The sequence below is a fragment of the Mucilaginibacter koreensis genome, from assembly GCF_054783355.1.
Genome location: NZ_BAAGQS010000001.1, coordinates 385,020 through 411,475, shown reverse-complemented (window position 1 = coordinate 411,475; position 26,456 = coordinate 385,020). Strand labels below are relative to the sequence as shown.

Sequence of the window (26,456 nt, the reverse complement as noted above, 5' to 3'; positions counted from 1 at the left end):
TAAATATAATCAAATGTGCAAAATAAATTATACAAAAAACGCTGCTGGAATATCCAGCAGCGTTTTCTAATGTAAATTTAATTCCGGCTTATAATTTGTCGGTTGCACCAACACAGTTTAAGTCGGCAAATGCCTGTGTAAGGCGTTTTACAAAGGTGTCTTCACCTTTGCGCAGCCATACACGCGGATCATAGTATTTCTTGTTTGGAGAATCTTCGCCTTCGGGGTTACCAATTTGACCTTGCAGGTAAGCTTCTTTTGATTTGTAATAATCTTTAATACCTTCCCAGAATGCCCATTGCATATCAGTATCAATATTCATTTTTACTGCACCGTAAGAAATTGCCTCGCGGATTTCTTCCTGGCTTGAACCTGAACCACCATGGAATACAAAGTTAATTGGCTTCTCAGCGGTTAAACCGAATTTTTGCTTCACATATTCTTGTGAATTATGCAGAATTACCGGCTGCAGTTTCACATTGCCTGGTTTGTATACACCGTGTACGTTACCAAAAGCGGCAGCTATTGTAAAGCGGTGACTTACCTTTGAAAGCTCTTCGTAAGAATAAGCAACCTCTTCTGGCTGGGTATACAGGCGTGAGCTGTCTACATCGCTGTTATCAACGCCATCTTCTTCGCCACCGGTTACGCCTAACTCAATTTCTAATGTCATACCCAGTTTCGCCATGCGTGACAGGTATTTGGTAGAAATTTCCATGTTTTCTTCAATTGACTCCTCTGATAAATCCAGCATATGAGAAGAAAACAACGGTTTGCCGGTTTCGGCAAAGTGCTTCTCACCATAATCTAATAAACCGTCAATCCATGGTAATAACTTTTTAGCTGCGTGGTCAGTATGCAGAATTACAGCTACACCATAATGCTCTGCTAACAAATGAACGTGCTTTGCAGCAGATACCGCACCTAAAATGCAAGCCTGTAATTTAGAGTTATCTAAAGATTTGCCGGCATAAAATTGAGCTCCACCATTTGATAACTGGATAATTACCGGTGAGTTAACGGCTTTGGCTGTTTCCATTACCGCATTGATAGAGTTGGTACCAATTATGTTTACAGCAGGTAAAGCAAACTGGTGCTTTTTGGCTGCTTCAAAAAGTTCCTGCACTTGATCGCCGTGCAAAACGCCTTTGTAATTTTTTAAATCCATCGAGCTAAAAAAATGTTTAAGGCACTAATGTATACAATTTTCCGGTTAACGCATAAACAGCACTTCATTTTGCTAAAGCGTTGATGTTATCACCTATTGGTTAACCCGGGTTACAAGCGCTGCAAATAAAATCAGTGGAGCTAAAAAATGCAATACGCAGTTAAAACAATTAGCTGAATATTTTTTTGTTTCTTTGCGTTTTGTTTCAAAGAGAAAAGGTACACTAATGGCTTGGTTTAAAAGAGAATCAAAAGGAATACAAACAGCTACTGAGGAAAAAAAAGAAGCGCCTGACGGCCTATGGGTAAAATGCCCTAACTGTAAGCGCCCTTTACACTATACCGAACAGGTGGAAAACCAATATGTATGCCATTACTGTGGCTACCAGCTGCGCATTGGTTCTAAAGAATATTTTTCGATACTGTTTGACAATAACGAGTTTACTGAACTATTTGGCAACCTGCGCTCCGGCGATCCGCTGGAGTTTGTAGACACCAAACAATACAAAGACCGCTTAATTGAAACCCAGAAAAAGACCGGCCTTAAAGATGCAATCCGTGCTGCATACGGCACCGTAGACGGACAGCCGCTGGTGGTAGCTTGTATGGATTTTAACTTCATAGGCGGCTCAATGGGCTCAGTAGTGGGCGAAAAGATTGCCCGTTCTATTGATTACAGTATTGAGCACAAAGTGCCGTTTTTGATGATCTCCAAATCGGGCGGTGCGCGTATGATGGAGGCTGCGTTTTCATTGATGCAAATGGCCAAAACTTCAGCCAAATTGGCTTTATTGGCCCAAGCACGCATTCCGTATATTTCTCTACTAACCGACCCAACCACAGGTGGTGTAACTGCCTCTTATGCAATGCTGGGCGATATTAATATTGCCGAGCCGGGTGCTTTGATAGGCTTTGCCGGCCCCCGTGTAATTAAAGAAACCATTAAGAAAGATTTACCAAAAGGGTTCCAAACTGCTGAGTTTTTGCAGGAGCATGGCTTTTTAGACTTTATTGTTGACCGCAGGGAATTGAAAGAACGCCTGGCGTCTTTCCTGAAAATGATGGCCAACTAATTTTGATACTTACATAACAAAAGAAGCCCGCTAATATTAGCGGGCTTCTTTTGTTATAATTAACGGGTTTTAAATTCCCTCTGTGCCTGGCTCGTGGCCAATCATCCGGCCGGTGGTGCGACCTTGGTTACGGCTGGCAAAATCAGTTTCGGTATGCGTGCCGGTTGACGGGAACTCGTGCGGCGTGGGTGGCGTTACATCAGTTTGCTCGCTGAAGGATCCTTCATCACCACGGTCCTGCTGCTCCACTTCGGTGCCGCTATCGTAGCCTTGCTCTTCGGTGTCAGCTTCTTGCTGCTCCGGAATTTCATTATCATCGTCATCGCCACCTTCATAGCTATTGGCTATACCTGAAGATAAATCGGCGGTTGGAGTACCACTTACACGCTCATAGCCGTCGTCATCTTCGTCCAGGTCATCGTCGTCATCCAGATCATCAGCATCGAGGTCATCATCCTCAAAATCTTCATCATCGTAATCCAGATCATCGTCTTCTAAGTCTTCATCATCGTCCAGATCATCTTCATCCGGATCAACCACATCAGATGGGCCAGTTACGGTATCAGTAGAGTGATAATTGTTATTTTTTAAATCATCCTGTTCATTCCAGGTATTTTCGCTTACAGTTGTCATAGGTAATTATTTTTGGGTTATAGTTATGATAATAACCTGTCGCTGCAAGCAATTGTTTTTACTTTTATGTTAAAAGAATTTTCGTTTGCTTATCAACACAAAAGGCAGTATTACTCAGTAATACTGCCTTTTGTGTTGATATTTTGTTAGTGTTAAGCGTTTACAAGACAAATTTCTTTCAACTTATTCATGGTATAATCAATATCCTGCCGGGTGGTATATTTAGAGAAAGAAAAACGAACTGCAGGTCGCGCCGGATCAGCACCGATGGCACCCAACACGTGTGAACCAATGTTTGTGCCCGAACTGCAGGCACTGCCACCCGATGCCGAAATACCGGCAATATCTAAATTGAACAGCAACATATCGGCCATTTCCATTTCAGGGAAAGATACATTTAATACTGTATATAAACTTTTATCTGCCTCTGTTTCCCCGTTAAAACTCACCCCAGGTATCTCCTCCTGTAAGCGGCTAATCATTTCAGTTTTTAAAGATTGTATATGCTGCTGATGTTCATCCATTTCGGCATAGGCAATTTCTAAAGCTTTGGCCAAGCCGGCAATGCCATATACATTTTCTGTACCGCCACGCATATTGCGCTCCTGTGAACCACCGTAAATCATGGGGTTGATTTTTATCTTATGGTTTACATACAAAAACCCTACACCTTTTGGGCCATGCAGTTTGTGGGCAGCACATACCATAAAGTGCACTTTCAGTTTACTTAAATCATGCGGGTAATGCCCTACGGTTTGCACAGTATCGCAATGGAATATGGCATCATATTGCTCGCAGATGTTACCTATACGCTCAATATCGGTAAGTGTTCCTATCTCGTTGTTGGCATGCATCAAGGAAACAAAACTGCGCTCGTTTTCCTGAAGTAATTGCTCCAGGTGGGTATAGTCAATATTTCCTTTACTATCCGCATTTACAAAGCTTAGCTTAATTAAACCAGCTTTTTCCATTGCTTCAAGCGTGTGCACTACGGCATGGTGTTCCATACGGCTTGTAATGGCATGCTTTAAATTGTACCCGCTAATGCCGCACTTCAATGCAGTATTATCAGCCTCGGTACCACCCGATGTGAAAAATATTTCGGCTGGTGAGGCATGCAGCAAATTGGCTACTGTTTTACGTGCTTTTTCAATCAACGTTCGTGCCTCGCGGCCGTGGGCATGTATAGATGACGGATTACCATACTGGTTTTCCATCACCTGGGCCATGGTTTTCAATACTTCTGGATCCAGCGGCGTAGTAGCGGCATTGTCTAAATAAACACGTGTCATAGTAGTAATGAATATAAACTTCGTTATTGAGAACGATAGCTTGGCAATCGCTCGCAATAACGATGCGGTGTTATCAATCTTTTAACTGCAAAATATCTTTAATATCAGCTATAATCTTGTTCGCCATATTATTGGCTACGGTTTCTGAATTACCTTCTGAGTAAATACGGATGATGGGTTCGGTATTAGAACGGCGCAAGTGTACCCATTCTTTATCGAACTCAATTTTCAAACCATCAATAGTTGTGTGTGGCTGTTTTTTGTATTTCTCCTGCACTTTAGCCATCAGAGCATCAATATCCATTTCGGGCGTTAGTGTAATTTTATTTTTAGAAATAAAATAATTAGGATAAGTACTGCGCAGCATTGATACCGGCTTGCCAAATTTAGCCAAATGTGTAAGGAATAAAGCTATACCCACCAGTGCATCGCGGCCGTAATGCAGCTCAGGATAAATGATACCGCCATTACCTTCTCCGCCAATAATGGCGTTTACTTCTTTCATTTTGGTAACTACATTTACTTCACCTACTGCAGCAGCAAAATATTCGCCTCCGGCTTTTTCGGTAACATCCCGCAAAGCACGGGTTGATGATAGATTAGATACGGTGTTACCTTCGGTATTCTTTAACACATAATCAGCCACCGCCACTAAAGTATATTCTTCACCGAACATGCTACCATCTTCACAAACGAAGCAAAGGCGGTCTACATCAGGATCAACGGCAATACCTAAATTGGCTTGTTTACCGGTTACCTCACGCGACAGTGCATTCAGATGTTCGGGTAATGGCTCAGGGTTATGGGCAAACTTGCCGTCGGGCTCACAAAATAATTCATGAATTACCTCTACACCTAAAGCTCTTAACAATGCAGGTACAAATATGCCTCCGCTTGAGTTCACTGCATCTACTACAATTTTAAATCCGGCTTTAGCAACAGCTTCTTTATCTACCAGTGGAAGCGCCAAAATCTGGTCGATGTGCTTTTGCATATAGCTGTCATCGGTGATTACCGAGCCTAAATCGTTTACCTCGGCATATTTAATTTCACCGGTTTCGGCTATTTGCAATACCTCTTTACCGTCGGCATCATTAATAAACTCTCCCGCTGCATTCAGCAATTTTAAGGCATTCCACTGTTTGGGATTATGGCTGGCCGTCAAGATAATTCCACCTGCTGCCTGCTCAGCCACCACTGCAATTTCAACAGTAGGCGTGGTAGATAAACCTAAATCAACTACATGAATGCCCAAACCCTGCAAAGTACCCAATACCAAATTGTTTACCATAGAGCCTGATAAGCGGGCATCACGACCGATTACAATTTTTTTCAAACCCGACTTTTGTATGGCCCAGTGACCAAAGGCAGCGGTAAACTTCACAATATCCTGGGGGGTTAAGCCCTCTCCTGCTGCACCGCCAATGGTGCCCCGTATACCTGAAATAGATTTTATAAGTGTCAAAGCGGAAAACTTTTAGCTCACAAAAATAACATTTTCGGGCAGGTTAAAGGTTAAATATGATGCCTTTTAATAAGGTATGTCCTGCTATCTTATCAAATACCCATAATTATTACGATGAACCAACAAAGCATTTTCGGAATTGTAAATACCTTTGGCCCCGCAACGCAACATGACCGAACACCTCTTACAGCTGGATCGCCAGCTTTTTCATTTTGTAAATTATACACTGAGTAATCCTGTATTTGATGCGGTGATGCCATGGCTGCGTAATCCAAAATTTTGGATACCGCTGTACGTATTTATTGTAGTGTTCAGCATTGCCCGTTTTAAAAAAGCAGGAACTATTTTAATTGTATTACTACTAATTACAGTAGGCATAGCTGATTACGGGAGTGCCAGCATTTTAAAAGCAGTGGTCAAACGCACCCGCCCCTGCCGCGAAGCCAGCTTAAAACCAGAAGAAATAAGCCGGGTACCTTGCGGTACAGGGTATAGTTTTCCGTCAACCCATGCGAGCGACCACTTTGCCATGGCTTTATTTTTAAGCCTGGTTTATGGTAAACGCTGGCGCTGGGTATGGTTTGGGGCAATACTTTGGGCAGGCTTAATTTGCTTTGCACAGGTATATGTAGGTGTACATTATCCGGTAGACGTTACTGCCGGCGCATTGTTTGGCTCCATTATTGGCATCGGCATGGCCTATTTATTTAAACGCATTCAACCTCAATTTGCATGACCTGGAAATTGCTCTTGTTATTTTTTAGTGCCTTTTTGGGCGGCACATCTGTTTTTCTGTTTAAAGGAGGCAACCATAAGCAACTAAAGCTGGTGCTTTCTTTTAGCGGAGCTTATTTGTTTGGTATTACAGTTTTACATCTGATACCTGACGCTTATCATAATAATGACAACCTGGTAGGTGTTTTCATTCTGATCGGCTTTTTGTTCCAGATTGTTCTTGAGCAATTTTCTGACGGTATTGAGCATGGCCACATGCACATGCACGGGCATGACCATGCGGCTTTCCCGGTAGGTATTATGGTAAGCTTGTGCCTGCACGCTTTTTTAGAGGGGATGCCACTGGCACAAGGCTACCAGAATCAGCTGGTATTTGGCATTGCGCTGCACCACATTCCGGCAGCATTTGCGTTGGGCACCGTGTTATTATCCCATCATCAGCCCAAGTTGAATACCACTATTTTTATACTTCTATTCGCCATTATGGCCCCGGCCGGATACTTTTTTAGTGATGCTTTAAGCAGTGGCGGCATTGGTAATTTACAGCACTATTTTAACCGCATTATGGGTGTGGTGATCGGTATCTTCCTGCATATTTCAACCACCATATTGTTTGAGGCCGGGCCCGATCATAAATTTAATTCACGCAAACTGATAGCCGTGCTGTTAGGCGTTGGGTTAGCTTTGGGCGGATTTATGACGGAGTTGTAGCTTACCTTAAAACTCTATTTAAAAACATGTTTTAACCCGTCAAAGATACTTTCAAAGAAAGTAGACAGGTTTAAACCGTTGTGATGGCTGAAGTAAAAAAATACGATGAGCACAACGGCTGCAATAATGATGAACCGCTTAAACAGGTAACCGGCAAAAATAATAGCTAAGGGAATTAATACCAGCACTACCCAGCTTACATGTATGGGTGTCAGTTTATCGCCGTGCTTATAAATATAAAACAAGCTGGAATGGGTACCGCTTTCGTTTTGGTGCCTTACATACATAAAAGTCGACTTTACGATTTTATGCCGGTAAAAAGCAGTGCCTCCATCAAAAATGAGTGGCTGCTCAAAGCCATTGATCGTAAAGGTGTAGTGCCCTCTTATATTTTCGCGTATGGTACCGGCCGAGTCGGTGGCTACAATAGCCACTTGGCCCTGTGCAAAGGGGTTTTCTTTAACTACAAAATGTTCTATTTCAGCTCCCGGCGCCGCAAATGCAATGCGGCTAAAGCTTAACAGAAGCACTAATAAAAAAAATGCTTTTTTGTAAACCAGTGTGTGCATAATAACCATCAAATTCAACACAAAGTAAGTGTTACTGTCATCAAATACAAAATTATATGATAAGCCATGCGGTTTATCATTTATTAAGCACAACTATAGCTGTATTCAAAGCAGTGGCAAAGCAAACCCACAACAAATAAGGCACCAGCAACCAAGCCGCTGCCCGGTGAATTTTTCCGAAATAGAACATAGTTCCCGCAATACTTACCAGTAAACTAATAATTACCACCAAAGCCATTACCGGCTGGTGCAGGTAAAAAAAAGTAAAAGACCACAGGAAATTAAGCATCAGTTGTATGAAATAATAAGCTTTACTGCAACCATAAGCAGCACTGCCATCCCGGCGTTTCCAAACCTGGTAGGCAGCTATGGCCATCATAACATATAAAATAGTCCATACCGGGCCGAAAAGCCAGGGCGGAGGTGTAAAACCCGGCTTATGTAGAGCGGCATACCATCCTTTTATTTCGGGGCGTGTAAATAGCGATGCGGATAGGCCAACACCCAATGTAATCACTATACTGATGAGCAGGGGAAAAGGCTGAAGTTTTTGGGCATCAGAACGCAGTGGGACGGACATAGCAAATTATATACGGGTTTACGCAGCTAAGATAATTTATTTCTGAAAACGCTGCGCTTGCTGCTCCAAATCGAACAGAGCATCTTGGGTGAGTTTCAGGTGCCTTGTTAAAACTAATTGTAAATCTTCTGGCAGGCCAGGCGTGGAGATTGCGGTTTGATAGGCAGATACTGCTGCTTTATCTCCGGTTATGCAATCGCTTAATAGCCCTTCATCATTATGGCTGGTAAACGAGGTTTTGATATCAATCCAAACCCGATGCAATGCACCTAAAGGGCCGCTCCCACTCTCGGGGGCTTCACCTGCCGAGGCTACCAAAGCCCTTAATTCGCCTGCAAACTCTTTGCGCTCCTCAGCATAGCGGGAAAACGAAGCCTTTAATACGGGGTTTTCTACATATTCAGCAGCTTCATAATAGCCTAGGTGGCCATCATTGGCTATGATGATTAAATGGTTCAGTTGTTCGGTAACAGAAGAGGGTATAGCAGCCATATTAATTTTTTTAGTGAACAAATAAAGCGGCAATAGGTTTAAGTGCTCCTTTCCACACTTCAAAACACTGGTCAACCTGGTAACCTTTACTCCTTCCTTGCGTATACAGCGTATATCAGGCTTTTACATTAACAATTGACTGTCAGCGCTTTACATATAGTTAATTTTTAATCAAACGTTAAATTAGTATCACATAACGCCCTTAATTAAACTAAACATTTACATTGTATGATATCTGCCTTCCGCTTGTTCAAATTTATGATTAGCTGCCTGATACTAATATTGGCTGGTTATCATTGCTTTGCACAAAGTGAGCAGCGCATCAAAATTTCGTCGGTTATCCCCAGCGTTAATACCGGGCAGGATTACACACCCTGGTTAACAGATGATTTAAACAGCATGGTTGAAGATGAATGGGACCGATCAAACTGGCAATATATTGATGTGACCTTGAAACTACAGCAGCATAGCAAGATTACCAAAGTGGTATTGTATGACTGGCAAGGCGTATTTACCGATAAACCTGCTTACATCTATGCCCTTAATGGTCAGCAGCGCACATTGCTGGGTACCTTTACCGGCGAAAGCTACAACGCTTTTGATACCATTAAATTAGCTGCCGCAGTAGAAGCTGACGCTATAATTGTTAATAAGTACAACAATAACATCCCTCAAAAAGTATTCATCTTTGGCATTCCGGGTTTGTCTACAGTTACAGATGTAATTACCTCTCCCATCGTTGTACCTCCGGTAAATGTGGTTACATATACTAAAATCCCGGTAGACGGCAAGCGCTGGTACCAGCTTAACAGCGCCAGCGATGGCATTGCCAGTATGTTTGATGGCAACACAGCGACCACCGTACAACCCGAGTATGGCAAAATTTTCAAAAATTATGACGCTTACTACCCCGTACTACCCGGCGAACAGATAGATGTGTACCAGGTAAAGTTTTTCAGCAATAATGCTGATTTGGGCGATTATCCGCTTACCTTATCAGCAATTACTACTGAAGGCAAACGTGTGGTTATTGGTACATTTAAAGGCGGCCAATACGGGACATGGACAGGCCCCTACCCCGATCGGCAACTTAGCGGCGCGAGTAAATTTACGCTCGACCAACCGCTGAAAAATATCAAATATTTGGTGCTCAATTGCTGGTACGATTTTCCTCCGGAGATAGAGCTCTATGGTAACTATGTAGCTGGTACGCCTGTTACCGCGGCTACAAAAAAGGGTTATAAACTGAAAAACTATTTTGGTATCAACGCTTTTGAATGGGACTTTGAAAACCCCAACGCACCCGATGTAATTGATGAAGCACGCATGAAACCTGCCAAAGCTTTTACCCAGGTAAGGCATTATCTGGATTGGTTTCACCTGGAGCAGACAGAAGGCCAGTACACGTTCAATCCATCCCCATCAGGCGGTTGGAATTATGATGCGATGTACCAGCGCTTAAAAGCGGAAGGTATGGAAGTAGTGGCCGACATTAAAACCCTGCCGCAATGGATGCAGGATACCTACCCCGACAGCCTGAAAGGTGATGAAAACATTCCGGTAAAATATGGCAAAGATTACGCCGATCCTAAATCGTACATAGAACAGGCCCGGTTAGCTTACCAGTTTGCAGCCCGTTATGGTTATAATGCAGGCGTTGACAGTACCACGGTTTCTACAGCGCCGATTGCCCAATACCCAGGTGGGCCAGTAAACGTTACTAAGCGTAGCCTGGGCCTGGTTAGATATATTGAATGCGACAACGAACGTGACAAATGGTGGAAAGGCCGCAAAGCATATCAAACCGCCTGGGAGTATGCGGCCAACCTGTCTGCCTTTTACGATGGGCATAAAAACACCATGGGCCCGGGTGTGGGAGTTAAAAATGCCGACCCGAACATGAAAGTAGTGATGGGTGGCCTGGCCTATGCCAATACCGATTATATTAAAGGGATGGTTGACTGGTGCCGAAAAAACCGCGGTTATAATTCCGATGGCTCTGTAAACCTGTGCTGGGATGTAATTAATTACCATTTTTATTCTAACAATGGCGGCCTCTCACAGGGCGGCACCCCTACCCGCGGCACCGCACCCGAAATGACCATCTCAGGCACGGCCAATGTAGCGCAGGAATTTATTAACGTGGCTCACCAGTATGCAGGCGATATGCCGGTTTGGGTAACAGAATTGGGCAATGATGTAAATCAGGGCAGTCCGTTAAAGGCTATTGCCATTGGTAAAAAAACTGTGCTGCAAACTCAAGCCGACTGGCAGCTTCGGGCTGCTTTATTGTATGCCCGCCAGGGAGTTGAGCGTATTTTCTTTTATGAAATGTATGATGATAATCCCACTAACCCCATACAATTTGGTTCATCAGGTTTAATCAACACCAACAAAACCCGCAAACCGGCTGCCGACTACTTTTACCAGGCCAATAAGCTTATAGGTGAGTATACCTACAAAGAGACATTAGGAACTGACCCACTGGTTGACCGTTATGAACTTAATGGCAAGTCGGCCTATGTTCTCACTGTTCCGGATGAGAAAGACCGCACTGCTGCCTACACCTTAAACCTGCCCGGTGCAGATTCTGCAAGAATATGTACCCCAAAAGCAGGCAGCAATACCATGGATATACAACTGGTAAAGCTGAGCAACGGAAAGCTAAACGTTACCGTAACCGAAACGCCTCAATTCATTATTCCATTTGGTATCCCTGCTCCATCTTCAACAAGCAATTTGGTAACTACTGCAGATACGGCGGTTACCTCCACTGTGAAACGCCTGCGCACCATTATGTCACCGGAGGGAAACGGTATAATTGCCACTGAGGCCAACAATCCGAAGTTGACCGTGTATCCTAATCCGGCCGTAAATTATATCAATATCAGCGTCGATACCTTTACTCAAAATAAAATCAATATTCGCTTATCAGATGCTATTTCTGGCAAAGTTTACCGCAACATCAGCGATCATACTGAGGCCGGACCTTTTACAAAGCAATTGGACGTAAGCAACATTCCCAATGGCTCTTACCTGGTTGAAGTACAACAAGGTAACAGCATGACGGTTAAAAAATTCATCAAATCCAACTGATAACTGCCAATCCCAAGCCTGTAAGACAAACAAAATAACTTTACACTGACACACAAAATTTAATTTCAAAGAAAGTCAACCAAACTATATCCACCAGCTGAGTGTTGATTTGAAACATATTCGATATACATTCATGCCAAATTCATATTCACGTGCATTAAAACAAGCTATTGGCCTGGGCGCCATAGCAGGATTAAGGGCCAGCGTTGCTCCGGCTATAGCCAGCAATTATTTAAGCAAACACCCCGACAGTGATTTACGCCATTCGAAGCTTCGGTTTTTACAAAAGCCTGCTACTGCAATACTCACCAAAGTATTAAGCGTAGCTGAATTTGTAGCTGATAAAGCGCCCGGCGCACCTGACAGAATTATCGCGTCGCAACTGGCAGCAAGGATCAGCTCAGGTGCTTTGGTAGGCGCAACCATGTTTAAAGCCAACCGCGAAAGTTCATTAAAAGGAGCAATGATTGGCGGGGCAGCAGCACTGGTAACTACTTTCGCCAGCTTTTACGGACGTAAATATTTAGATAAAGTTCCGCATGTAAAAGACACTTTTGTAGGCGCTTTTGAGGATGCCATAGCCGTAAGCAGCGGTGTAAAACTGATGAAAAATTAATTTTGAATTAAATATTCGTATATTGTTACCGGCCACAGTTGCCGATCACCTAAACCAGGGGGTCTGGCCGTTTGGCCGGGCCTGATATTTGAGGAGAAACAGCGATGGGTGCACTACAAAAAACGATATTGATTGCAGATGATGACAAGGCAATTGTAGATGCTATTGCCATGGTATTAGAATCATCAGATTATGAAGTACTGCAGGTAAACAACGGCACTGCCGTAATGCAGGCCATTAAAGGCGGGCCTGACCTGATTTTGCTTGATATTATGATGGGCGGCCACGATGGCCGGTCGGTGTGCAAACAAATTAAGCGGCAGGCAGCTACCCGCAACATCCCGGTATTAATGATATCCGGCAGCCCTGATATTGAAAGTGCCGCCTCTGAATGCGGTGCAGATGCTTACTTAGCCAAACCCTTCGGGATGGAGGAACTTTTAGATAAAGTGAACGGTATATTGATGACTGTATAAGGAGGCGAGATACAATTATCCTTTTCCAGCCAAACCGGAGAACTATCTTATAAAATTAACGCAAAACAGATAATGCCTGAAAATTTCAGGCATTATTCATATCATACTAATCATACTACTTCAAACGGGGTTAATATATAATTGCACCAAGTGTTTTTAGCCTGTAAAAGCTGCAATCGCCTTATAAGCCTGCTTGAAGTAATAAATGTTATAATCTATTATCAGAATCTATGTTCTTATAATACCCGGTTTGCAAACCCTTGCTCATGTAAATGAGCTTGCAATGTTGTGTTGCATGTGCCATGCAGCAAAGCTTCAGCAATTTCGGCAGGATAAGGCGCATGGCCCATTTGTTCAAACATCAGGCGCATGTGGTAAAACTCTTTGGCAAACAAACGCAGCAGCAGTTTAGGTGCAGCTTTATAGGTAAACTTTTCGCCGTTGCGCAGGTTGCTGAGCGTACAGGCCAATTCGTGGCCTGATACAAAATCGCCAATCACATTCAGAGTTTGATAAGCGCTATCAACGGGGTTTTGAAACGCTTCAGCTACTGCCTTGCCAATATCTTTGCAGGCAATGTAAGGTACTTTGGCATCGGCAGCAATAAAACCCTTTACCGTCCCCCTTTTTACCGGAAAGAAAGGCGCGCCAATGTTATCCATAAATTGAGGAAAGCGAATAATAGTATAAGGCAGATGGGCTTGTTTTACTTGTTCCTCGATCAACAATTTACTATCCACATGCGGAGCACCTGTTTTTTGATTGCTCGGATTAATAATTGAACTCATCACCAAATGCTGCACCCTGGCTGCCTGGCAGGCTTTGATGACGTTTTGTGCCTGCCCGATCTCCTGTTCAATATTGCACTGCTTGTAATCGGCCGACCAAGGCTGCGTAACGCCAAACACACCATACGCGCCTTCGAATGCCTGCTGCAGTGAGTCAAGGTCATTGGTATCAGCCTTTACAACTACGGCACCGGCATATGCCAGCTCTGTTGCGCTTTGCGATTGGGGGTTTCTGGATATTGCAACTACCTCCCATTCAGAGTTGGCTAATAAGCGCTTTGCCACAGCGCTACCCTGATTACCGGTAGCGCCGCATACCACAATTTTTGTTTTCATATCCTGATGATCGGTTGATGTGATAAGGTTAAGTTCAGGAACACATTATTGCACCACAGTGGCCTCAATTTCAACTTTAAGCTCAGGAAAAGCTAATGCTTTCACCTCCAGCAAAGTGCTGGATGGTGTTAGGTTGTGCTGCTTCATCCAGACCACCAGTGTACCATAAGCCGCAAAGAATTCGGCAATAGAGGTAGTGTACAAATTAAGGCGTACAATATGAGCAGGATGATAGCCGGCCTGTTGAATCACCTTTTCTAAATTTTGCAAGCTCAGTTGGATTTGCGCTTCCATTGAACCGGCCACAGGCTGTCCGTCGGCGTTCATGGCGGTCTGCCCTGCGCAGTATAGGGTACCTGTGTTGTTTTTAATTTCTACGGCTTGGGCGTAACCTAAATTGTCCTGCCATTTCCAGGGGTTAATAATGTGTTTTTGCATAATGATAATTTTTAATAAAATGATTAAAGGTTGTGATATTGGTTTGGCAATAAACTTACTCTTGCAGCCTATGGCCAAACCAATGGTTTAGGGTGATGAAGGTTAGGGTTAAGGTTGTATTAATTCTTTTTAGCTGATTTAACAGTTAAGTGAATATTCACCTCCGGATAAATATAGAGCTGCTTGGTTGGGTCGGTATAAATGTTCATGCCCCATTTAGTTCTGTCAAGCTTAAACTTGGCTTCGGTAGTCAGGCTATCAGCAGTAGCTGTAATTTTGGCCGGGAACGACATGGAATGGGTTTGACCTACCATCCTGAAATCGCCGGTAATCAGGTAATTCGCACCTGCCACCGCAGCAGTATCCACCTGGGTGTACGGCTCCACTTTAGTGATATGGAAACCTGCATTGGGGTGCATAGCCAGGCTAAAGAAGTTTTCGCTTTTCAAATCTTCCAACAATACTTGCCTGGTAGGTTCAGGTAGGTCATAATCTTCAATAGAGGCAATGGGAATAAGGAAGTACCCATCGGTTACAGTGCCTTTAGCTGAGGTAGTCAACTCGCCCGTTACTTTAAATGAACCTACGTGGTAGTGGTCTCTGGCCGAGCCTTTCCATTCTGCTTTAGAGCTTGTTTCGTTTACCGTGTAAGTAGTTTCTTTGTTCAGGTTTTCGTTTTTGCAGCTAGTAAATGAAGCGGCCAATACTGCAAGGGTTAGGATTTTTTTCATGTTGATTTGGTTTTGATTTCTGCTGCAAAGGTGTAGACTGAACCGCCGCCGGCCTAACACCTCTTGTATGAAATGGTATAAGCTCCGGATGAATTGAGAATAGTAAAGATGTGAGCGGTAAATTGCAAGGGATTATTGCTAAACGGCTGCATTTACAGGTAGTGAGAATACATTTACAATTCAGGCAGTAAAAATTACAGTTCATCCGGTTAGGCATTTTAACCCGCGGGTTATCGCTGCACATTTGCTTAAACCAAATTTTTAACACAAATGAACACACCCCGATTCAACGTATTTAACCAGATTCACAAAGGCCTGCGCGCCCTGCTGTTTGATACTGTAATGCAACTGCAGCAAACCGATTTAACCAACATTGAAAAAAGCGCCCCAGCCATTGCACAGGTAGAGTTACTGCTCGATTTATTTGATGCCCATGCCTACCACGAGGATAGCTGCATTTTAAATGCCGCCGAGCAACATGCGCCAGCTGTAATTAAAAGCTTTGAAAGTGAGCATGAAACCGACCTGGAGCTGGCCCGGCAGCTGAGAGCTACTGTTGCTGCGTATAAAGTAGCAACCGATACCTTTAGTGCAGGCAATAACATTTATTATGCCCTGAACGATTTTGTTGCTTTTAACCTGAAGCACATGAACAAAGAAGAGCAACTGCTGAACAGCGTTTTATGGCAGCATTATACCGACGCCGAAATTTTAGACATGGAGCGGAATATTCAGCAATGCATCGAGCCTCAAAAAATGAATGTTTATTTTGAATGGATGATTAAAGGCATGAATGATGTTGAACTGCGCATGTGGTTAACCGCCGTAAAAAGCGAAGCGCCCGATTTTGTATTGGCCGGCTTGCTACAGGCCTGCGCCCATCACCTACCCGAGCATCGTTGGCTCGCACTTGAGCAACAGATTTCTGAAGGGGCAGCCATTGCTTAATTTACCGATGAGTGGACCGGAATCATTATAAAACGCTTAACTTTATGCCTGTAACCGCAGCAAACCGGCTCGCCATGAAATACCTAAACTTTAGCCGGCAGGATGTAATTGTTCTGCTGGCCAGCGTATACCCTTTTATGATGGTGGTATGCTATCTCCTGCTGGATGATAGCTACTTTCATTTTCCCCTGTTTTTGTATGCTACCGGTGCAAGTTTTGTAGTGGGTACCGGCTCCTGGGTAACGCATATTGTGGCGGCCAATTACCTGCGCGAAGTGATACCGAGCGATACCAAAATGCTCAAACGCATCCTCATCCAGCTGCCGGTTTATGTGTTGCTCACTCAATTTGGCCTTTGCGTGGTTAACCTGTATGTGTTTAAGCGCCTCGGGCTGATCAATTATAACCTGAACTGGCAAACCTATCATCCCCTGCTGTTTGCCGGCTTACTGCTTAACGTAATTGCCACCAGCTTTCACGAAGGATTGTTTACTTTCGACCAATGGAAAAAATCACTGGTAGAAACTGAGCGGCTGAAAAAGAGCTATGTACAAAGCCAGTTGGATAGCTTAAAAAACCAAGTAAATCCGCATTTTTTGTTCAACAGCCTTAACTGCCTTTCTTCACTTATCAGCAGCGACCCGGAGCGGGCCAGCGAGTTCCTGGATGAAATGAGCAAAGTATACCGCTACCTCCTACGCTCCAACGAAAGCGAGCTGATCTCATTACAGGCCGAACTCCAATTTTTACATTCCTATTTTCACCTGTTAAAAACCCGCTATGGCAATGGCATCGAACTGGATATTGCGATTGAAGATGAACACCTGGACTACCTGATTCCTCCCCTTACCCTGCAGCTGTTATTGGAAAACGCTGTAAAGCATAACGTAATTTTGAAAGATCAACCCTTGCATATTGCAATCCGGTCCGACGGGCAACGCTGGCTTACCGTAAGTAATAATGTACAGCAGAAAATATCAAGGGTGATATCCAACAAAGTGGGTTTGCAAAATATTGCCACTAAATATGAATTGCTGCATCAAACTGCTATTGAAATTAGGCACGATGACGAAAATTTTGCTGTGAGTTTGCCCCTGATTAAAAACCTGAACTATGAAAGTGCTGATTATAGAAGATGAGCAATTGGCCGTAGCCAAACTAATACAAACCCTTAACAAGGTACACGCTGATGCCGAAGTGATTGGTGTAGCCGACAGCATTGCTTCATCAGTAAAATGGCTTACTGAAGCTACCGAGCAGCCTGATTTGATTTTAATGGATATTGAACTGGCCGATGGGCAAAGCTTTGCCATTTTTGAAGAAGTAAAGGTAGAAAGCCCTGTAATATTCACCACCTCGTATGATGAATATGCACTGAAAGCTTTTAAAGTAAATAGCATTGATTATCTGCTGAAGCCCATACAGCAATCCGAACTGAAGGCCGCTATAGATAAACTCAGCCATTTGAAAGCCACCTTAGGCATAGCCGACCACCAAGCCATAAAAATTGAAAAACTGGTAACCGAACTGCAAAAGCAAAGCACCTCCGCGCCCTACCGCAAGCGTTTTTTGGTGAAATACCTGCAAAAACTGGTGCCTATTGATGTAAGCGCCATAAGTTACTTTTACAGCGATGAACGGGTTAACTTTTTCAAAACTACAGATAACAAAAGTTTTATTGTGGATTACACATTAGATGAAATAGAGCAAAGCATTGACCCCGACCGTTTCTTCCGCGTAAGCCGCTCGTTGATTGTAGCAGTAGACAGCATTGACCAGATGGAGCCCTATTTTGGCAACCGTCTGGCCCTGAAACTCAAACCCACTCACGACAAAGAAGCCATTGTAAGCCGCGAAAAGGTGAACGATTTTAAAGATTGGATGGGCAGGTGATAAATTTTCGCCTTTCAAACGAACCAATACGTTAAAAACAAAAAGCCACTTAATATCAATTTAAGCGGCTCTTTTGTGCTCCCGAAGGGATTATAACCTTAATTGAATAGTGCTGCGTACTATCGAAATTTTAATCAAAAACCTAGTTTAAAGCATTATTAAACAATTTAAGTTGAACTCAATTGCAGATAATTGAATAACATTCGCACAAAATTCGCACAAACGTATTAAATTTACGCCTACATATTGGTTATCATGTTAGGCTTCAAACATAGTGTAAAATTCATCCTACAGCAGACTAAAGATAAATCGAAACCCACACCATTGCGCTGCTGGGTAAGGTTTAATGGCCAGCGCTCAGTTTTTAAAACTGGTATATTGGTTGAGCCAAGATACTGGAATGGCAAGACCCAAGAACCCAGGCAAACTATCGCATTTACACAGGGTGCACTGGTAGCCAAACAGCTCAAGTCGATAAAGACTTGGGTAACCGCTGAATTTGAAAGAATAACTTCCGAAATCCACCAATATCCAGATACGGAGCATTTTAAAGAGATTTGTATTGCAATTTTAAATCGTGGCGGAGAAGCTGCAGCTTCCGCAGATAACGATCTTACCTATGATCTAATTTCTTATTTCGAAAAACTGATTGCCGACACCAAAACTGGTAAAAGAGTAAAAAGAGATGGCAGCAGATATGCAACAGATTCTGTAAAATCTTATAAAAGTACAATGGAGGCGCTAAAGCGCTTTTTGATATATACTGGGCGTAAGGCGTTGCCATTTAATGATATTGATTTGGATTTTTATCAGGATATTAAAGATTACGCCTTTGAAGTTGAAAACTATGCGGATAACTCATTCGGTAGCTTAATTAGATGTATAAAAGCTACTATGAATGAAGCACAAGAGGCAGGTTTGCATAACAACCTTAGACATAGAAGTAGCAGATTTGTCAAGGTTCAAGTTGAAGTGGAGAATATTTATTTAAACTTTCAACAGCTTGATGCCTTGCTATTATTGGATTTAAGTAAAAATCCACGCTTGGACAGGGTTCGTGATTTGTTCTTGGTCGGGTGCTGGACCGGCCTTCGCTTTTCAGATTTCACCAACATTCAAGCCAGCAACATTCATAACGGGTTTATTGATATAAAAACGCAGAAAACCGGCGAATCGGTGGCCATTCCTATACATGATACAATTGCTCGTATCATGAAAAAGTATGCCGGCAAGACATCCAACAGCCTACCTCCTGGCATGTCCAATGTAAAGCTCAATAGCTACATTAAGGAAGTTGCAGCATCTGCTGGTGAAAAGTTTCCCGACTCTGGGCTCCTCAATGAAGTGAGCTTACAAAAGTCCAAGGCGGGCATTAAACATTATCTCAAAAAACCAACTTATGAGCTGATCACAACACACACAGCCAGGCGCACATTCGCCAGTAACATGTTTAAAATGGGAGTGCCAAGTATAGTGGTTATGGCCGTGACTGGACACCGTACCGAAAAGGCGTTTATGAAGTATATTAAGGTTACACCAAAAGAAAAAGCCGAGATGCTTCGGGAAATTTGGAATAGACAATCTATGCAAGCGGTTTAAGCTATCAACAATTATCATAGTGATGATATTTATTTGAAAATAACTTACATACTTTATGGTAACTATATACGAGTTGGGACTAATTCAAATTGGGGTTTTGTTTGAAAATTTCTAATACGTGCTTGTACTCCTGTTCGCTTAGCCCATGAACCATATATGTTTGTTTATCTTCATCATGACCAATTGAGATAGCACCCTTGTGTTTCGGAAAGAAAGATTTAATCAGTTTGTATACATCTAACGAGGTATAAGTGTCGAATATCTCTTTTGGTAAGGTTCTGATAGGTTGTTTTTCCATAATCAAAACTAATAAAAAAGCCAGTCATTTTTCACGACTGGCTTTCCTGTTTGTGGCAATGCCTATTAGTTCTTTTTCTCTTTCGCTTCCTTAGCTTTTCGACTATCAGCATTCTTAAATAGAACGCCTACAGCCTGCTCAAAGGTGCCATTGATGGCTAACTTTGGTTCGTACTTTTCAGCACGTTGCTTGCTACTTGACCTTTTAATATCACTCATATTCTTCAATGTCATTGCAAATATCTCGATATTCAGCCGGAACTTCAACTTTCAAATGGTAACAAACATGACAAACAAAGTAATCAATTACCTCATCTTCCCAATCCACTTTAGGTAAGATAGCTTGAACTTGTGGTGTTTGTTTATAATTTCTTCTTTTACATTTATAAGAAGCACCATCGAAATTTTCAGTTAACGAACAATCATTATCGTGAAGATATTGAACAAATTGGTTTTGTGTCATCAATTAAGAAGCCAATTGAAACTGATATTCTTGTTCTTGAATAGGAGCGGAAGTAGAATGAGAACGTGAGTTCCGCGCAGCTTCGTTTTCCTTGTTCATTTCACGTAAGGTATCTAATGCCTTCAGCATATTTTCAAGAACTTCACCAGTTGTTCTACCAAACGCTAATGCTTGAGGAAACTCTTTGAAGTAGCCAGAATAACCTCTGCCTTTTTTGTCCTCGACAAAAACAGCACTAAGTGTTACTTTTGGGGTTTCCATAACGATTTTAAGTTTTAAGAATTTAATAACTGCAAACAAAGGTTTATTTGCAGTTATTACAAATATATCAATAACAGCACCATATATAGTATTTACATGCCTTTGATTACGCACTATCAATATTTTTCATACTGTTCCCATCTTTATCTTCACAAAGATAAAGATACCTTACATCATTATAACTTACAGTTATCGCTTATCTGATATGCTTATGCCCTTTTAGCAGTTAAATCAATATAACGTAGCCTTCTACATGCATATAGCTCAACAGTACTTTCAAAACGCATAAGGTCTTTTACCGTTCTCGTATTGTATCGATATAAGTACTCACTACAATAACTTTGCAAGTGTTTACGACTTAGGTTGTAATAGATGCCATAGATAACTCTTTTAAGCCAACTCCAGAACCCGTATATGTTATTATCAAAAAAACCACCTTTAGTTTTGTAGTTCCCTTCTGTATGCTTTACAGTTACGAGGCTATACAATTCACTAAGTGCATTTTAGCTACGGAAAGTATAAGTAATAAGTGTAGCATCTTGATGAACTTTGCTATATCCATTTGTTTCCTGTCAGAATAAGTTTTCATACCAGCCACCTTACCATTCGTTTGATTATCGCCTCTTAGTTCACCTATATCGTTGAACTCTTTCATACGTTCGCAGCATTCCTCATGGGCTATAATAGAGGTGTTAATAACATGTTGATAATTACATATTCAAATCCCCGACCTTTTGAGCTTAATAATACCAAACTTTTTAGCATCGGCTAAATATGACTTATCTTTGTTTGTAGATGATTTTGAAGCCGAAAATTCTTACGATAAGACCGGCACCGATATTTTAACATAGTTAATAAGTAACGTCAGCGACAAAAATATGCATATAGTTAAAGGAGTGTTACAAGACAAGGAAAATTTGACAGAAACCCTGAGATCATTGGTAGCTAATGAAGAAATTTTAGTAGTTGATGTATCAAGAAAGGATTCTGTATGGTCCACTACCAGTAAATTGAAAAAGGAAGGATATTGCTTTAAAACGATTACTGTAGATGAAGAGATTCACATTCAAAAAAAGCAAACAAACACTAATAAGTAACCAATCGAAATAAGCGACACCGATGCAGTTGTTTTATCAATTCTCAGAACGCGAACTTGAATCCCTACTTAATAGAACGATTCAGACGGCATTGAAAGAATATAAGGCGAGTACAAACCAACAAGAGCAAGTACAAGCAAAGGCGCCAGCCACACGCCAGGAAGCAGCGGCTTACCTAAAAATCTCAACCCGCGGTTTGGATGACCTTTTAAAGTACAAAGTACTGCCAAGTTTCAAAATCGGACGGTCAGTCAGAATAAGCTACCAAGCAATCGACGACTACATAAAAAGTAAAGCTTGATATTAAAAAGCGTTAAAGAAGACATTTAATCCCAGTTTAGTTTATGCTGTTCAATATAAAATATTACGATAGCTAACCCTTGAGAATACTACACGCGCCAACATATAATAGGGCTGCTGCAAAAAAACTATATCCCGCGTCTAACAAGACGCTATGCAAGGGCTACTGCAATCATTTTGCCAAGCAAGCCAAAAAATCCGGGTCGAGTCATGTTCGAAAACTTCTGACTTCCGGTCACCGAAGCGATATACTTCTCCCATCCGACGGATAAACGTTGGTTCATCTAAAGTACCGTTTCTGTGTGAAGCTTCCGCTTACCTTCTTACGCCTTTTTTTCATCCAACAAATACAGTGATGGAGAGAGGGGGTAAGGGGGTGAGAGGAAACTTCACTCACCTCGCTTCAACCAAACAACCCTCCTCATGATAAGCCTTTTGACTTGCAACAATTAAAATGCAAGCCAGCAAAACATAAATTGCTAACGCCACCTATAACATTATCCTGCAAACCATCGACCGGCCATAAATAGCCATTACTTAAAGATTTATATAATAATGGCTCTATGGCTACTTATGATTAAAATTTTATATTCATATCCGGTCAAAATCGGGCGGCGCGCCTTTTCAATTTTACATGATTAACCATTCATAAATGGTGTCTTCTCTATAAATCCGGGCGCGGGCGGCTCAAAAGCATTACTTAATTATACCAACCACCATACCGTAAAAGTCGGGCGCGGCATATCTCCCGAAGAATAAAAGGAATCGGCAGACATTCGGTCATATAGAATAGTAATTTTTAAGGCTCACTCCAGCATCCCATACTGTAATGACCTGCAGAATAAGTTAATTAACAACTGGCGCACACCCCATGGCGCTGAATAACCACCGGGCTTTCCTGGCCCTTAATTCAATTTCAAGCTATGATACCATTCGTATCTACACTCAGCAACACACCCAGTACCATCAACTGTAACCGTAAAAGCAAACCGCCTGAATGGTTGCCCATCGAGGACTACCCGAATTATCTGATTTCTCGGAGAGGCGAGGTCCGCAGTATTATAGGCGGCGGCCAAGGTCGTATTTTATGCCCGGTGGATAATTCGTATGGATATAAACGGATAGCCTTACGCAACAACCAGGGCACGCGTATTCTCCGGGTTCACCGTTTGGTCGCGCAGGCGTTCCTTCCAAATCCGGGAAATCTCCCGATGGTTAACCATCGGTCTGGGGACAAATCAGATAATTCCATAGAGAACTTAGAGTGGGCAACAGCTCAAACTAACTGCCTCCACGCAATTTTTGTACTTGGCGCAAAAAGAGGTGCGGCAATGCGCCCTATCCGCTGCGTACAGACCCAGCAGTCATTTCCATCTATCGGGCGCGCTGGCGCTTATTTTAATGTAAGGCCGTCAACTATCTCAAGGGCTATGCAGCAAAATGATACAGGATTTCATAAACAACTGAATCTGAACTTCGAGTTCATCTAAATACAGCTTTCCTAACGGCTTTGTATCAGGTTAAAGAACAGGTTGTCATAGGAGGACTTGTGCTTAACCCTGAAAATTAATCAATCGTTGCATCATTATACTTTCGGAGTTCCATAATGCTAAAAAGTACTATGATATTCCCCTATATGCTTGTTAAGTAAGGTTTTGCAGTGCGTAAACCAATTTACATTCAATTGCAAATAATTTTGAAAACACACTATATTCTAATTCAATCCCGCCGCGAGAAAATTACGTGCACGAAGGATTATACTGAATCCTGCTAATCGGGGCGCCGAATATCATCCTATAGACTACCAAAGCACTATAAATCTAATAAATATTAGAATTAAATTTTGTCAAATATTATTATAACAACATAAAATTCGGTATCTTTACGTAAAGCATTAGTAATCGTGTCAACCGACACTTATTGTATTGTACCATAGCCACCCGGCTGATAAACCAATTCAGAAAATGATTTTCGATAATTCCAAAAAAAGCAGACAACTTATTATTTGCGAACTGGCGGACCTGCGGCAGCTGTTAGCTGAAGCGGCGGTATTTAGCCCCGATAAAGAAGGCAAAGCCCAGTCAGAGGCGTCAATGGCAGAGGCGCTAAAATTGAATCCACCAATGGACAAGCGCAGTTTAGCTTCATTACTTGGCGTAAGCCTCCCAACTGTCAATAAGTTAATCAAAAGCGGCCAAATTAGCGCCTTCAATGTCGGCCGCAGCATTAGAATTAAGTTCGTTGAGGTACAGCGGTACATTGACGAACAGCTAACCCCGAAAGCCTGATTTACAGGATGAGTCGGGGCGCAGATATAACAGAGATGAGTGAAAAAGCCAAACGTCCCGACTCATCTCCCACCCCCACCTTGGAACCGATACCAACGCCATGACACCACCCCGTTACTTTACTTACTTACTTGCCATTAAAGCTGGGCTCTCTCGGGAGGAGATAACAGACTACCTTGCGCGTACCTACGGGTCAACATTTGATATAGCCGATATGTCAAAGAAGGGGGCAAGTGATGAACTTATAGGTGATTTCATTAATAAGCTTATCGTTCCGAATGCACCCCTGAAGCCCAAGGACTATATCGCGCACCTTTACCACAAGTTGCCAGAGATTTATATGAGCAGCACGATAAATGAGTTTAAATTTGTGCTGATTAGTCCAGAGACACGTAGGGCCTTCTACGATAAGCACAAAGCACGTTTAAAGCTATCCACTTATCAGTACTTTTCATACGAAATCAAGGAAGCGACAAAGGCGGCGGATACGCTGTATTTGAAGTTAGCCGACAAAGGCTTGTACATGGACACCTACACCGCATTTATTGAGAGCCATACTAACGAAATGGCTATTAATAAGTTACACGCTATGCTGATCGAGAATGGTTTTTACTCTTCCAGCAGACAAGCATTCTACCTCAAATTCTTCCCGGAGATACTTAACAAACGCTAATACGCCGCGCTCTCTCCGGCAGCGGACAGGGCGACATACGCAGACACATAAACTATTTAACATCATGGCAGAATCACAATACTATGCCGAAGCCTACCAGCAACCTGACCAGGCTCCCGAATTTTACAGACCCGCACAAGGCTCCGCCTCGCAATGGGTTGGTCACCTTACCGCCGACGATAATGGCGCCGCCCAGGTCATCGACATGGGTAAGTTATACCAGAACCTGACCGGACCCGCGCAGGCCCGGCAGCGGCAGCAGGCCGAACTGGATAAACAACTGCGGCTGGCTTATATGGCCTATGATGCCGGCAAGATGCCGCAGCAATACCGGGAAGGTTATAAGAAACTGTTGGGCCAGCATCACCAGTATTATTTTCTCAACCAGAAAGCCCTTCGCCGCGGCGACATTGCTGCCGCTATGGAACTGGAGAAACGGCAGAACGCGCTGAAAGATTATGCCGCACAATCAGCCCAGCAAGCCCAGGTTTTAAAATCAGCCACCCAGCGCATTATGGGATTGGCACCAAAGCGGTCGACCGAATGGGTAAAGGAGCAGATGGATAAATTGCACGCACAGGCTGATCCTTATGAAGATTTAACGACCCTTACCGATTACAGCGGCGGCGTGATACTTGACCCCTACAAGGCAGAGAACTCATTGTTAAAACAGATAGCAAAGCCTTTACAAGTCAGAACCGGTACCGCCCGTAACGGCGCGCCTGTTTATACATGGGTACCACAATCCCAGCAAAACCTGCAAGCCGCACTGAATTTCGCTACCCGTACCCCGGAAGGTCAGCAATTAGTCAATGAGATTGCCGATGCAAATGACGTCAGCCACGCCGATGCTTTGCAGCAATATGTAAAAGCCAAACAGCAGGAGCTCGACCAGCGCAGCTTAGGCGGCGTGAACGGTATGCCGAAATATGACGATCATGCCTTCAACGCCGGTATCAAGCAAGGCATGTATAACATGGCCACGGATATTCACCCGCTGAGAAAGCGCCTGATGGAAAGCCAGATTGCCCGTAATTTACAGCAGCAGGCGTTTGGCAATTCACAGATGTTGAGCCAGCAATATTATGACGATCTCGCTAACAATATTGTGAACAATCCGCAAGCCGCCGCCGACGCAATCAACAACACACTACCGGCGAAAAGCTGGATGAACGGCGGGCAGCCACTCACCTACAACCCGGAAACTAACACGATTGAAGGCACGGTCTTCAAGGGTGGCAATAAGATGGATGTTATTTCTTGGCCGGCCACGCCAGAGGGTGCGCAGCAGGCTATCCTAAATATCCAAAGCAGTGTAGTGAACCCGAGTCAGGCCGCTACCCAGCAGCGCCTTAAAAGACCAAAAAAGACACCGCTTCCAACTCCGGCAGCAAAACCAACGAATGGCAAGAAGAAGAAAGCTATATCAGGATTTTAAA

General features: G+C 43.0%; 31 protein-coding genes. 16 read left to right on the top strand and 15 right to left on the bottom strand.

The features are described from left to right. Positions 1-88: 88 nt before the first annotated feature. Positions 89-1,168: a class II fructose-bisphosphate aldolase gene (gene fbaA, locus ACYVNW_RS01855; RefSeq protein WP_460678136.1), complete on the bottom strand. Its 1,080-nt coding sequence runs from the start codon at positions 1,166-1,168 to the stop codon at positions 89-91. 226 nt (positions 1,169-1,394) lie between these two features. Here fbaA and accD point away from each other — a divergent pair, with 226 nt between their 5' ends. Then, positions 1,395-2,240 carry an acetyl-CoA carboxylase, carboxyltransferase subunit beta gene (accD, locus tag ACYVNW_RS01850; RefSeq protein WP_460678135.1) on the top strand — a complete coding sequence of 282 codons (846 nt, stop codon included), beginning with the start codon at positions 1,395-1,397 and terminating at the stop codon, positions 2,238-2,240. Positions 2,241-2,309: 69 nt separating this feature from the next. Here the strand turns inward: accD and ACYVNW_RS01845 are convergent, their stop codons facing one another. The 3 genes from ACYVNW_RS01845 to glmM all read right to left on the bottom strand — a co-directional run bounded on the left by ACYVNW_RS01845 (position 2,310) and on the right by glmM (position 5,630). Beyond that, positions 2,310-2,873, bottom strand: coding sequence for a hypothetical protein (locus ACYVNW_RS01845; RefSeq protein WP_460678134.1), 564 nt, complete (start codon positions 2,871-2,873; stop codon positions 2,310-2,312). Between the two features lie 152 nt (positions 2,874-3,025). Continuing rightward, positions 3,026-4,165, bottom strand: coding sequence for a cysteine desulfurase family protein (locus tag ACYVNW_RS01840; RefSeq protein ID WP_460678133.1), 1,140 nt, complete (start codon positions 4,163-4,165; stop codon positions 3,026-3,028). A gap of 73 nt (positions 4,166-4,238) precedes the next feature. Continuing rightward, positions 4,239-5,630: a phosphoglucosamine mutase gene (gene glmM, locus ACYVNW_RS01835; RefSeq protein WP_460678132.1), complete on the bottom strand. Its 1,392-nt coding sequence runs from the start codon at positions 5,628-5,630 to the stop codon at positions 4,239-4,241. 169 nt (positions 5,631-5,799) lie between these two features. Between glmM and ACYVNW_RS01830 the strand changes: the two genes are divergently transcribed. Both ACYVNW_RS01830 and ACYVNW_RS01825 read left to right on the top strand, forming a co-directional pair. Continuing rightward, positions 5,800-6,366 carry a phosphatase PAP2 family protein gene (locus ACYVNW_RS01830; protein WP_460678131.1) on the top strand — a complete coding sequence of 189 codons (567 nt, stop codon included), beginning with the start codon at positions 5,800-5,802 and terminating at the stop codon, positions 6,364-6,366. Then, positions 6,363-7,076, top strand: a complete 714-nt coding sequence (locus tag ACYVNW_RS01825) for a ZIP family metal transporter (protein WP_460678130.1) — start codon at positions 6,363-6,365, stop codon at positions 7,074-7,076. The genes ACYVNW_RS01830 and ACYVNW_RS01825 overlap by 4 nt, the downstream gene beginning before the upstream one ends. Positions 7,077-7,090: 14 nt before the next feature. On the opposite strand, the gene ACYVNW_RS01820 is transcribed toward ACYVNW_RS01825, so the two are convergent. From ACYVNW_RS01820 to ACYVNW_RS01810, 3 genes are all read right to left on the bottom strand, one after another. Then, positions 7,091-7,645 carry a hypothetical protein gene (locus ACYVNW_RS01820; protein WP_460678129.1) on the bottom strand — a complete coding sequence of 185 codons (555 nt, stop codon included), beginning with the start codon at positions 7,643-7,645 and terminating at the stop codon, positions 7,091-7,093. 76 nt (positions 7,646-7,721) lie between these two features. Continuing rightward, entirely contained in the window at positions 7,722-8,225 is a 504-nt protein-coding gene (locus ACYVNW_RS01815; RefSeq protein ID WP_460678128.1) for a TspO/MBR family protein, read from the bottom strand. 36 nt (positions 8,226-8,261) lie between these two features. Continuing rightward, positions 8,262-8,717 (bottom strand): PA2169 family four-helix-bundle protein, encoded by a 456-nt coding sequence (locus ACYVNW_RS01810; RefSeq protein WP_460678127.1) that lies wholly within the window; start codon positions 8,715-8,717, stop codon positions 8,262-8,264. 228 nt (positions 8,718-8,945) lie between these two features. Here ACYVNW_RS01810 and ACYVNW_RS01805 point away from each other — a divergent pair, with 228 nt between their 5' ends. The 3 genes from ACYVNW_RS01805 (at position 8,946) to ACYVNW_RS01795 (ending at position 12,905) form a co-directional block, all read left to right on the top strand. Further along, positions 8,946-11,813, top strand: coding sequence for a T9SS type A sorting domain-containing protein (locus ACYVNW_RS01805; protein ID WP_460678126.1), 2,868 nt, complete (start codon positions 8,946-8,948; stop codon positions 11,811-11,813). Between the two features lie 133 nt (positions 11,814-11,946). Next, positions 11,947-12,429 carry a DUF4126 family protein gene (locus tag ACYVNW_RS01800; protein ID WP_460678125.1) on the top strand — a complete coding sequence of 161 codons (483 nt, stop codon included), beginning with the start codon at positions 11,947-11,949 and terminating at the stop codon, positions 12,427-12,429. A 104-nt stretch (positions 12,430-12,533) separates the two neighbouring features. Further along, positions 12,534-12,905, top strand: coding sequence for a response regulator transcription factor (locus ACYVNW_RS01795; RefSeq protein WP_460678124.1), 372 nt, complete (start codon positions 12,534-12,536; stop codon positions 12,903-12,905). Between the two features lie 236 nt (positions 12,906-13,141). Here the strand turns inward: ACYVNW_RS01795 and ACYVNW_RS01790 are convergent, their stop codons facing one another. The 3 genes from ACYVNW_RS01790 to ACYVNW_RS01780 all read right to left on the bottom strand — a co-directional run bounded on the left by ACYVNW_RS01790 (position 13,142) and on the right by ACYVNW_RS01780 (position 15,198). Continuing rightward, on the bottom strand, positions 13,142-14,029 hold the full coding sequence (locus tag ACYVNW_RS01790; protein WP_460678123.1) for an NmrA/HSCARG family protein: 888 nt from the start codon (positions 14,027-14,029) through the stop codon (positions 13,142-13,144). Positions 14,030-14,074: 45 nt separating this feature from the next. Then, on the bottom strand, positions 14,075-14,467 hold the full coding sequence (locus ACYVNW_RS01785; protein ID WP_460678122.1) for a RidA family protein: 393 nt from the start codon (positions 14,465-14,467) through the stop codon (positions 14,075-14,077). A gap of 119 nt (positions 14,468-14,586) precedes the next feature. Then, positions 14,587-15,198, bottom strand: coding sequence for a YceI family protein (locus tag ACYVNW_RS01780; protein WP_460678121.1), 612 nt, complete (start codon positions 15,196-15,198; stop codon positions 14,587-14,589). A gap of 270 nt (positions 15,199-15,468) precedes the next feature. On the opposite strand from ACYVNW_RS01780, the gene ACYVNW_RS01775 reads away from it, so the two are divergent. From ACYVNW_RS01775 to ACYVNW_RS01760, 4 genes are all read left to right on the top strand, one after another. After that, positions 15,469-16,146 carry a hemerythrin domain-containing protein gene (locus ACYVNW_RS01775; protein ID WP_460678120.1) on the top strand — a complete coding sequence of 226 codons (678 nt, stop codon included), beginning with the start codon at positions 15,469-15,471 and terminating at the stop codon, positions 16,144-16,146. A gap of 74 nt (positions 16,147-16,220) precedes the next feature. After that, on the top strand, positions 16,221-17,285 hold the full coding sequence (locus ACYVNW_RS01770) for a sensor histidine kinase (protein ID WP_460678119.1): 1,065 nt from the start codon (positions 16,221-16,223) through the stop codon (positions 17,283-17,285). Continuing rightward, positions 17,260-18,039, top strand: coding sequence for a LytR/AlgR family response regulator transcription factor (locus ACYVNW_RS01765; protein ID WP_460678118.1), 780 nt, complete (start codon positions 17,260-17,262; stop codon positions 18,037-18,039). Before ACYVNW_RS01770 ends, ACYVNW_RS01765 begins: the two co-directional genes overlap by 26 nt. Positions 18,040-18,294: 255 nt before the next feature. Further along, on the top strand, positions 18,295-19,638 hold the full coding sequence (locus ACYVNW_RS01760; protein WP_460678117.1) for a tyrosine-type recombinase/integrase: 1,344 nt from the start codon (positions 18,295-18,297) through the stop codon (positions 19,636-19,638). Between the two features lie 79 nt (positions 19,639-19,717). On the opposite strand, the gene ACYVNW_RS01755 is transcribed toward ACYVNW_RS01760, so the two are convergent. From ACYVNW_RS01755 to ACYVNW_RS01735, 5 genes are all read right to left on the bottom strand, one after another. Continuing rightward, entirely contained in the window at positions 19,718-19,936 is a 219-nt protein-coding gene (locus tag ACYVNW_RS01755) for a hypothetical protein (RefSeq protein ID WP_460678116.1), read from the bottom strand. 65 nt (positions 19,937-20,001) lie between these two features. Beyond that, on the bottom strand, positions 20,002-20,154 hold the full coding sequence (locus ACYVNW_RS01750; protein WP_460678115.1) for a hypothetical protein: 153 nt from the start codon (positions 20,152-20,154) through the stop codon (positions 20,002-20,004). Then, positions 20,147-20,398 (bottom strand): hypothetical protein, encoded by a 252-nt coding sequence (locus ACYVNW_RS01745; RefSeq protein WP_460678114.1) that lies wholly within the window; start codon positions 20,396-20,398, stop codon positions 20,147-20,149. Before ACYVNW_RS01745 ends, ACYVNW_RS01750 begins: the two co-directional genes overlap by 8 nt. A gap of 3 nt (positions 20,399-20,401) precedes the next feature. Beyond that, positions 20,402-20,659 carry a hypothetical protein gene (locus ACYVNW_RS01740; RefSeq protein WP_460678113.1) on the bottom strand — a complete coding sequence of 86 codons (258 nt, stop codon included), beginning with the start codon at positions 20,657-20,659 and terminating at the stop codon, positions 20,402-20,404. Between the two features lie 209 nt (positions 20,660-20,868). Then, positions 20,869-21,147 carry a transposase gene (locus ACYVNW_RS01735; RefSeq protein ID WP_460678112.1) on the bottom strand — a complete coding sequence of 93 codons (279 nt, stop codon included), beginning with the start codon at positions 21,145-21,147 and terminating at the stop codon, positions 20,869-20,871. A 390-nt stretch (positions 21,148-21,537) separates the two neighbouring features. Here ACYVNW_RS01735 and ACYVNW_RS01730 point away from each other — a divergent pair, with 390 nt between their 5' ends. From ACYVNW_RS01730 to ACYVNW_RS01705, 6 genes are all read left to right on the top strand, one after another. Then, positions 21,538-21,756, top strand: coding sequence for a hypothetical protein (locus tag ACYVNW_RS01730; protein WP_460678111.1), 219 nt, complete (start codon positions 21,538-21,540; stop codon positions 21,754-21,756). Positions 21,757-21,778: 22 nt separating this feature from the next. Then, entirely contained in the window at positions 21,779-22,057 is a 279-nt protein-coding gene (locus ACYVNW_RS01725; RefSeq protein WP_460678110.1) for an excisionase family DNA-binding protein, read from the top strand. A 922-nt stretch (positions 22,058-22,979) separates the two neighbouring features. After that, positions 22,980-23,546, top strand: coding sequence for an NUMOD4 motif-containing HNH endonuclease (locus ACYVNW_RS01720; protein WP_460678109.1), 567 nt, complete (start codon positions 22,980-22,982; stop codon positions 23,544-23,546). A gap of 474 nt (positions 23,547-24,020) precedes the next feature. Continuing rightward, positions 24,021-24,344: a helix-turn-helix domain-containing protein gene (locus tag ACYVNW_RS01715; protein WP_460678108.1), complete on the top strand. Its 324-nt coding sequence runs from the start codon at positions 24,021-24,023 to the stop codon at positions 24,342-24,344. A gap of 340 nt (positions 24,345-24,684) precedes the next feature. After that, positions 24,685-25,017, top strand: coding sequence for a hypothetical protein (locus tag ACYVNW_RS01710; protein ID WP_460678107.1), 333 nt, complete (start codon positions 24,685-24,687; stop codon positions 25,015-25,017). Positions 25,018-25,081: 64 nt separating this feature from the next. After that, positions 25,082-26,455, top strand: coding sequence for a hypothetical protein (locus ACYVNW_RS01705; RefSeq protein ID WP_460678106.1), 1,374 nt, complete (start codon positions 25,082-25,084; stop codon positions 26,453-26,455). Position 26,456 lies beyond the last annotated feature (1 nt).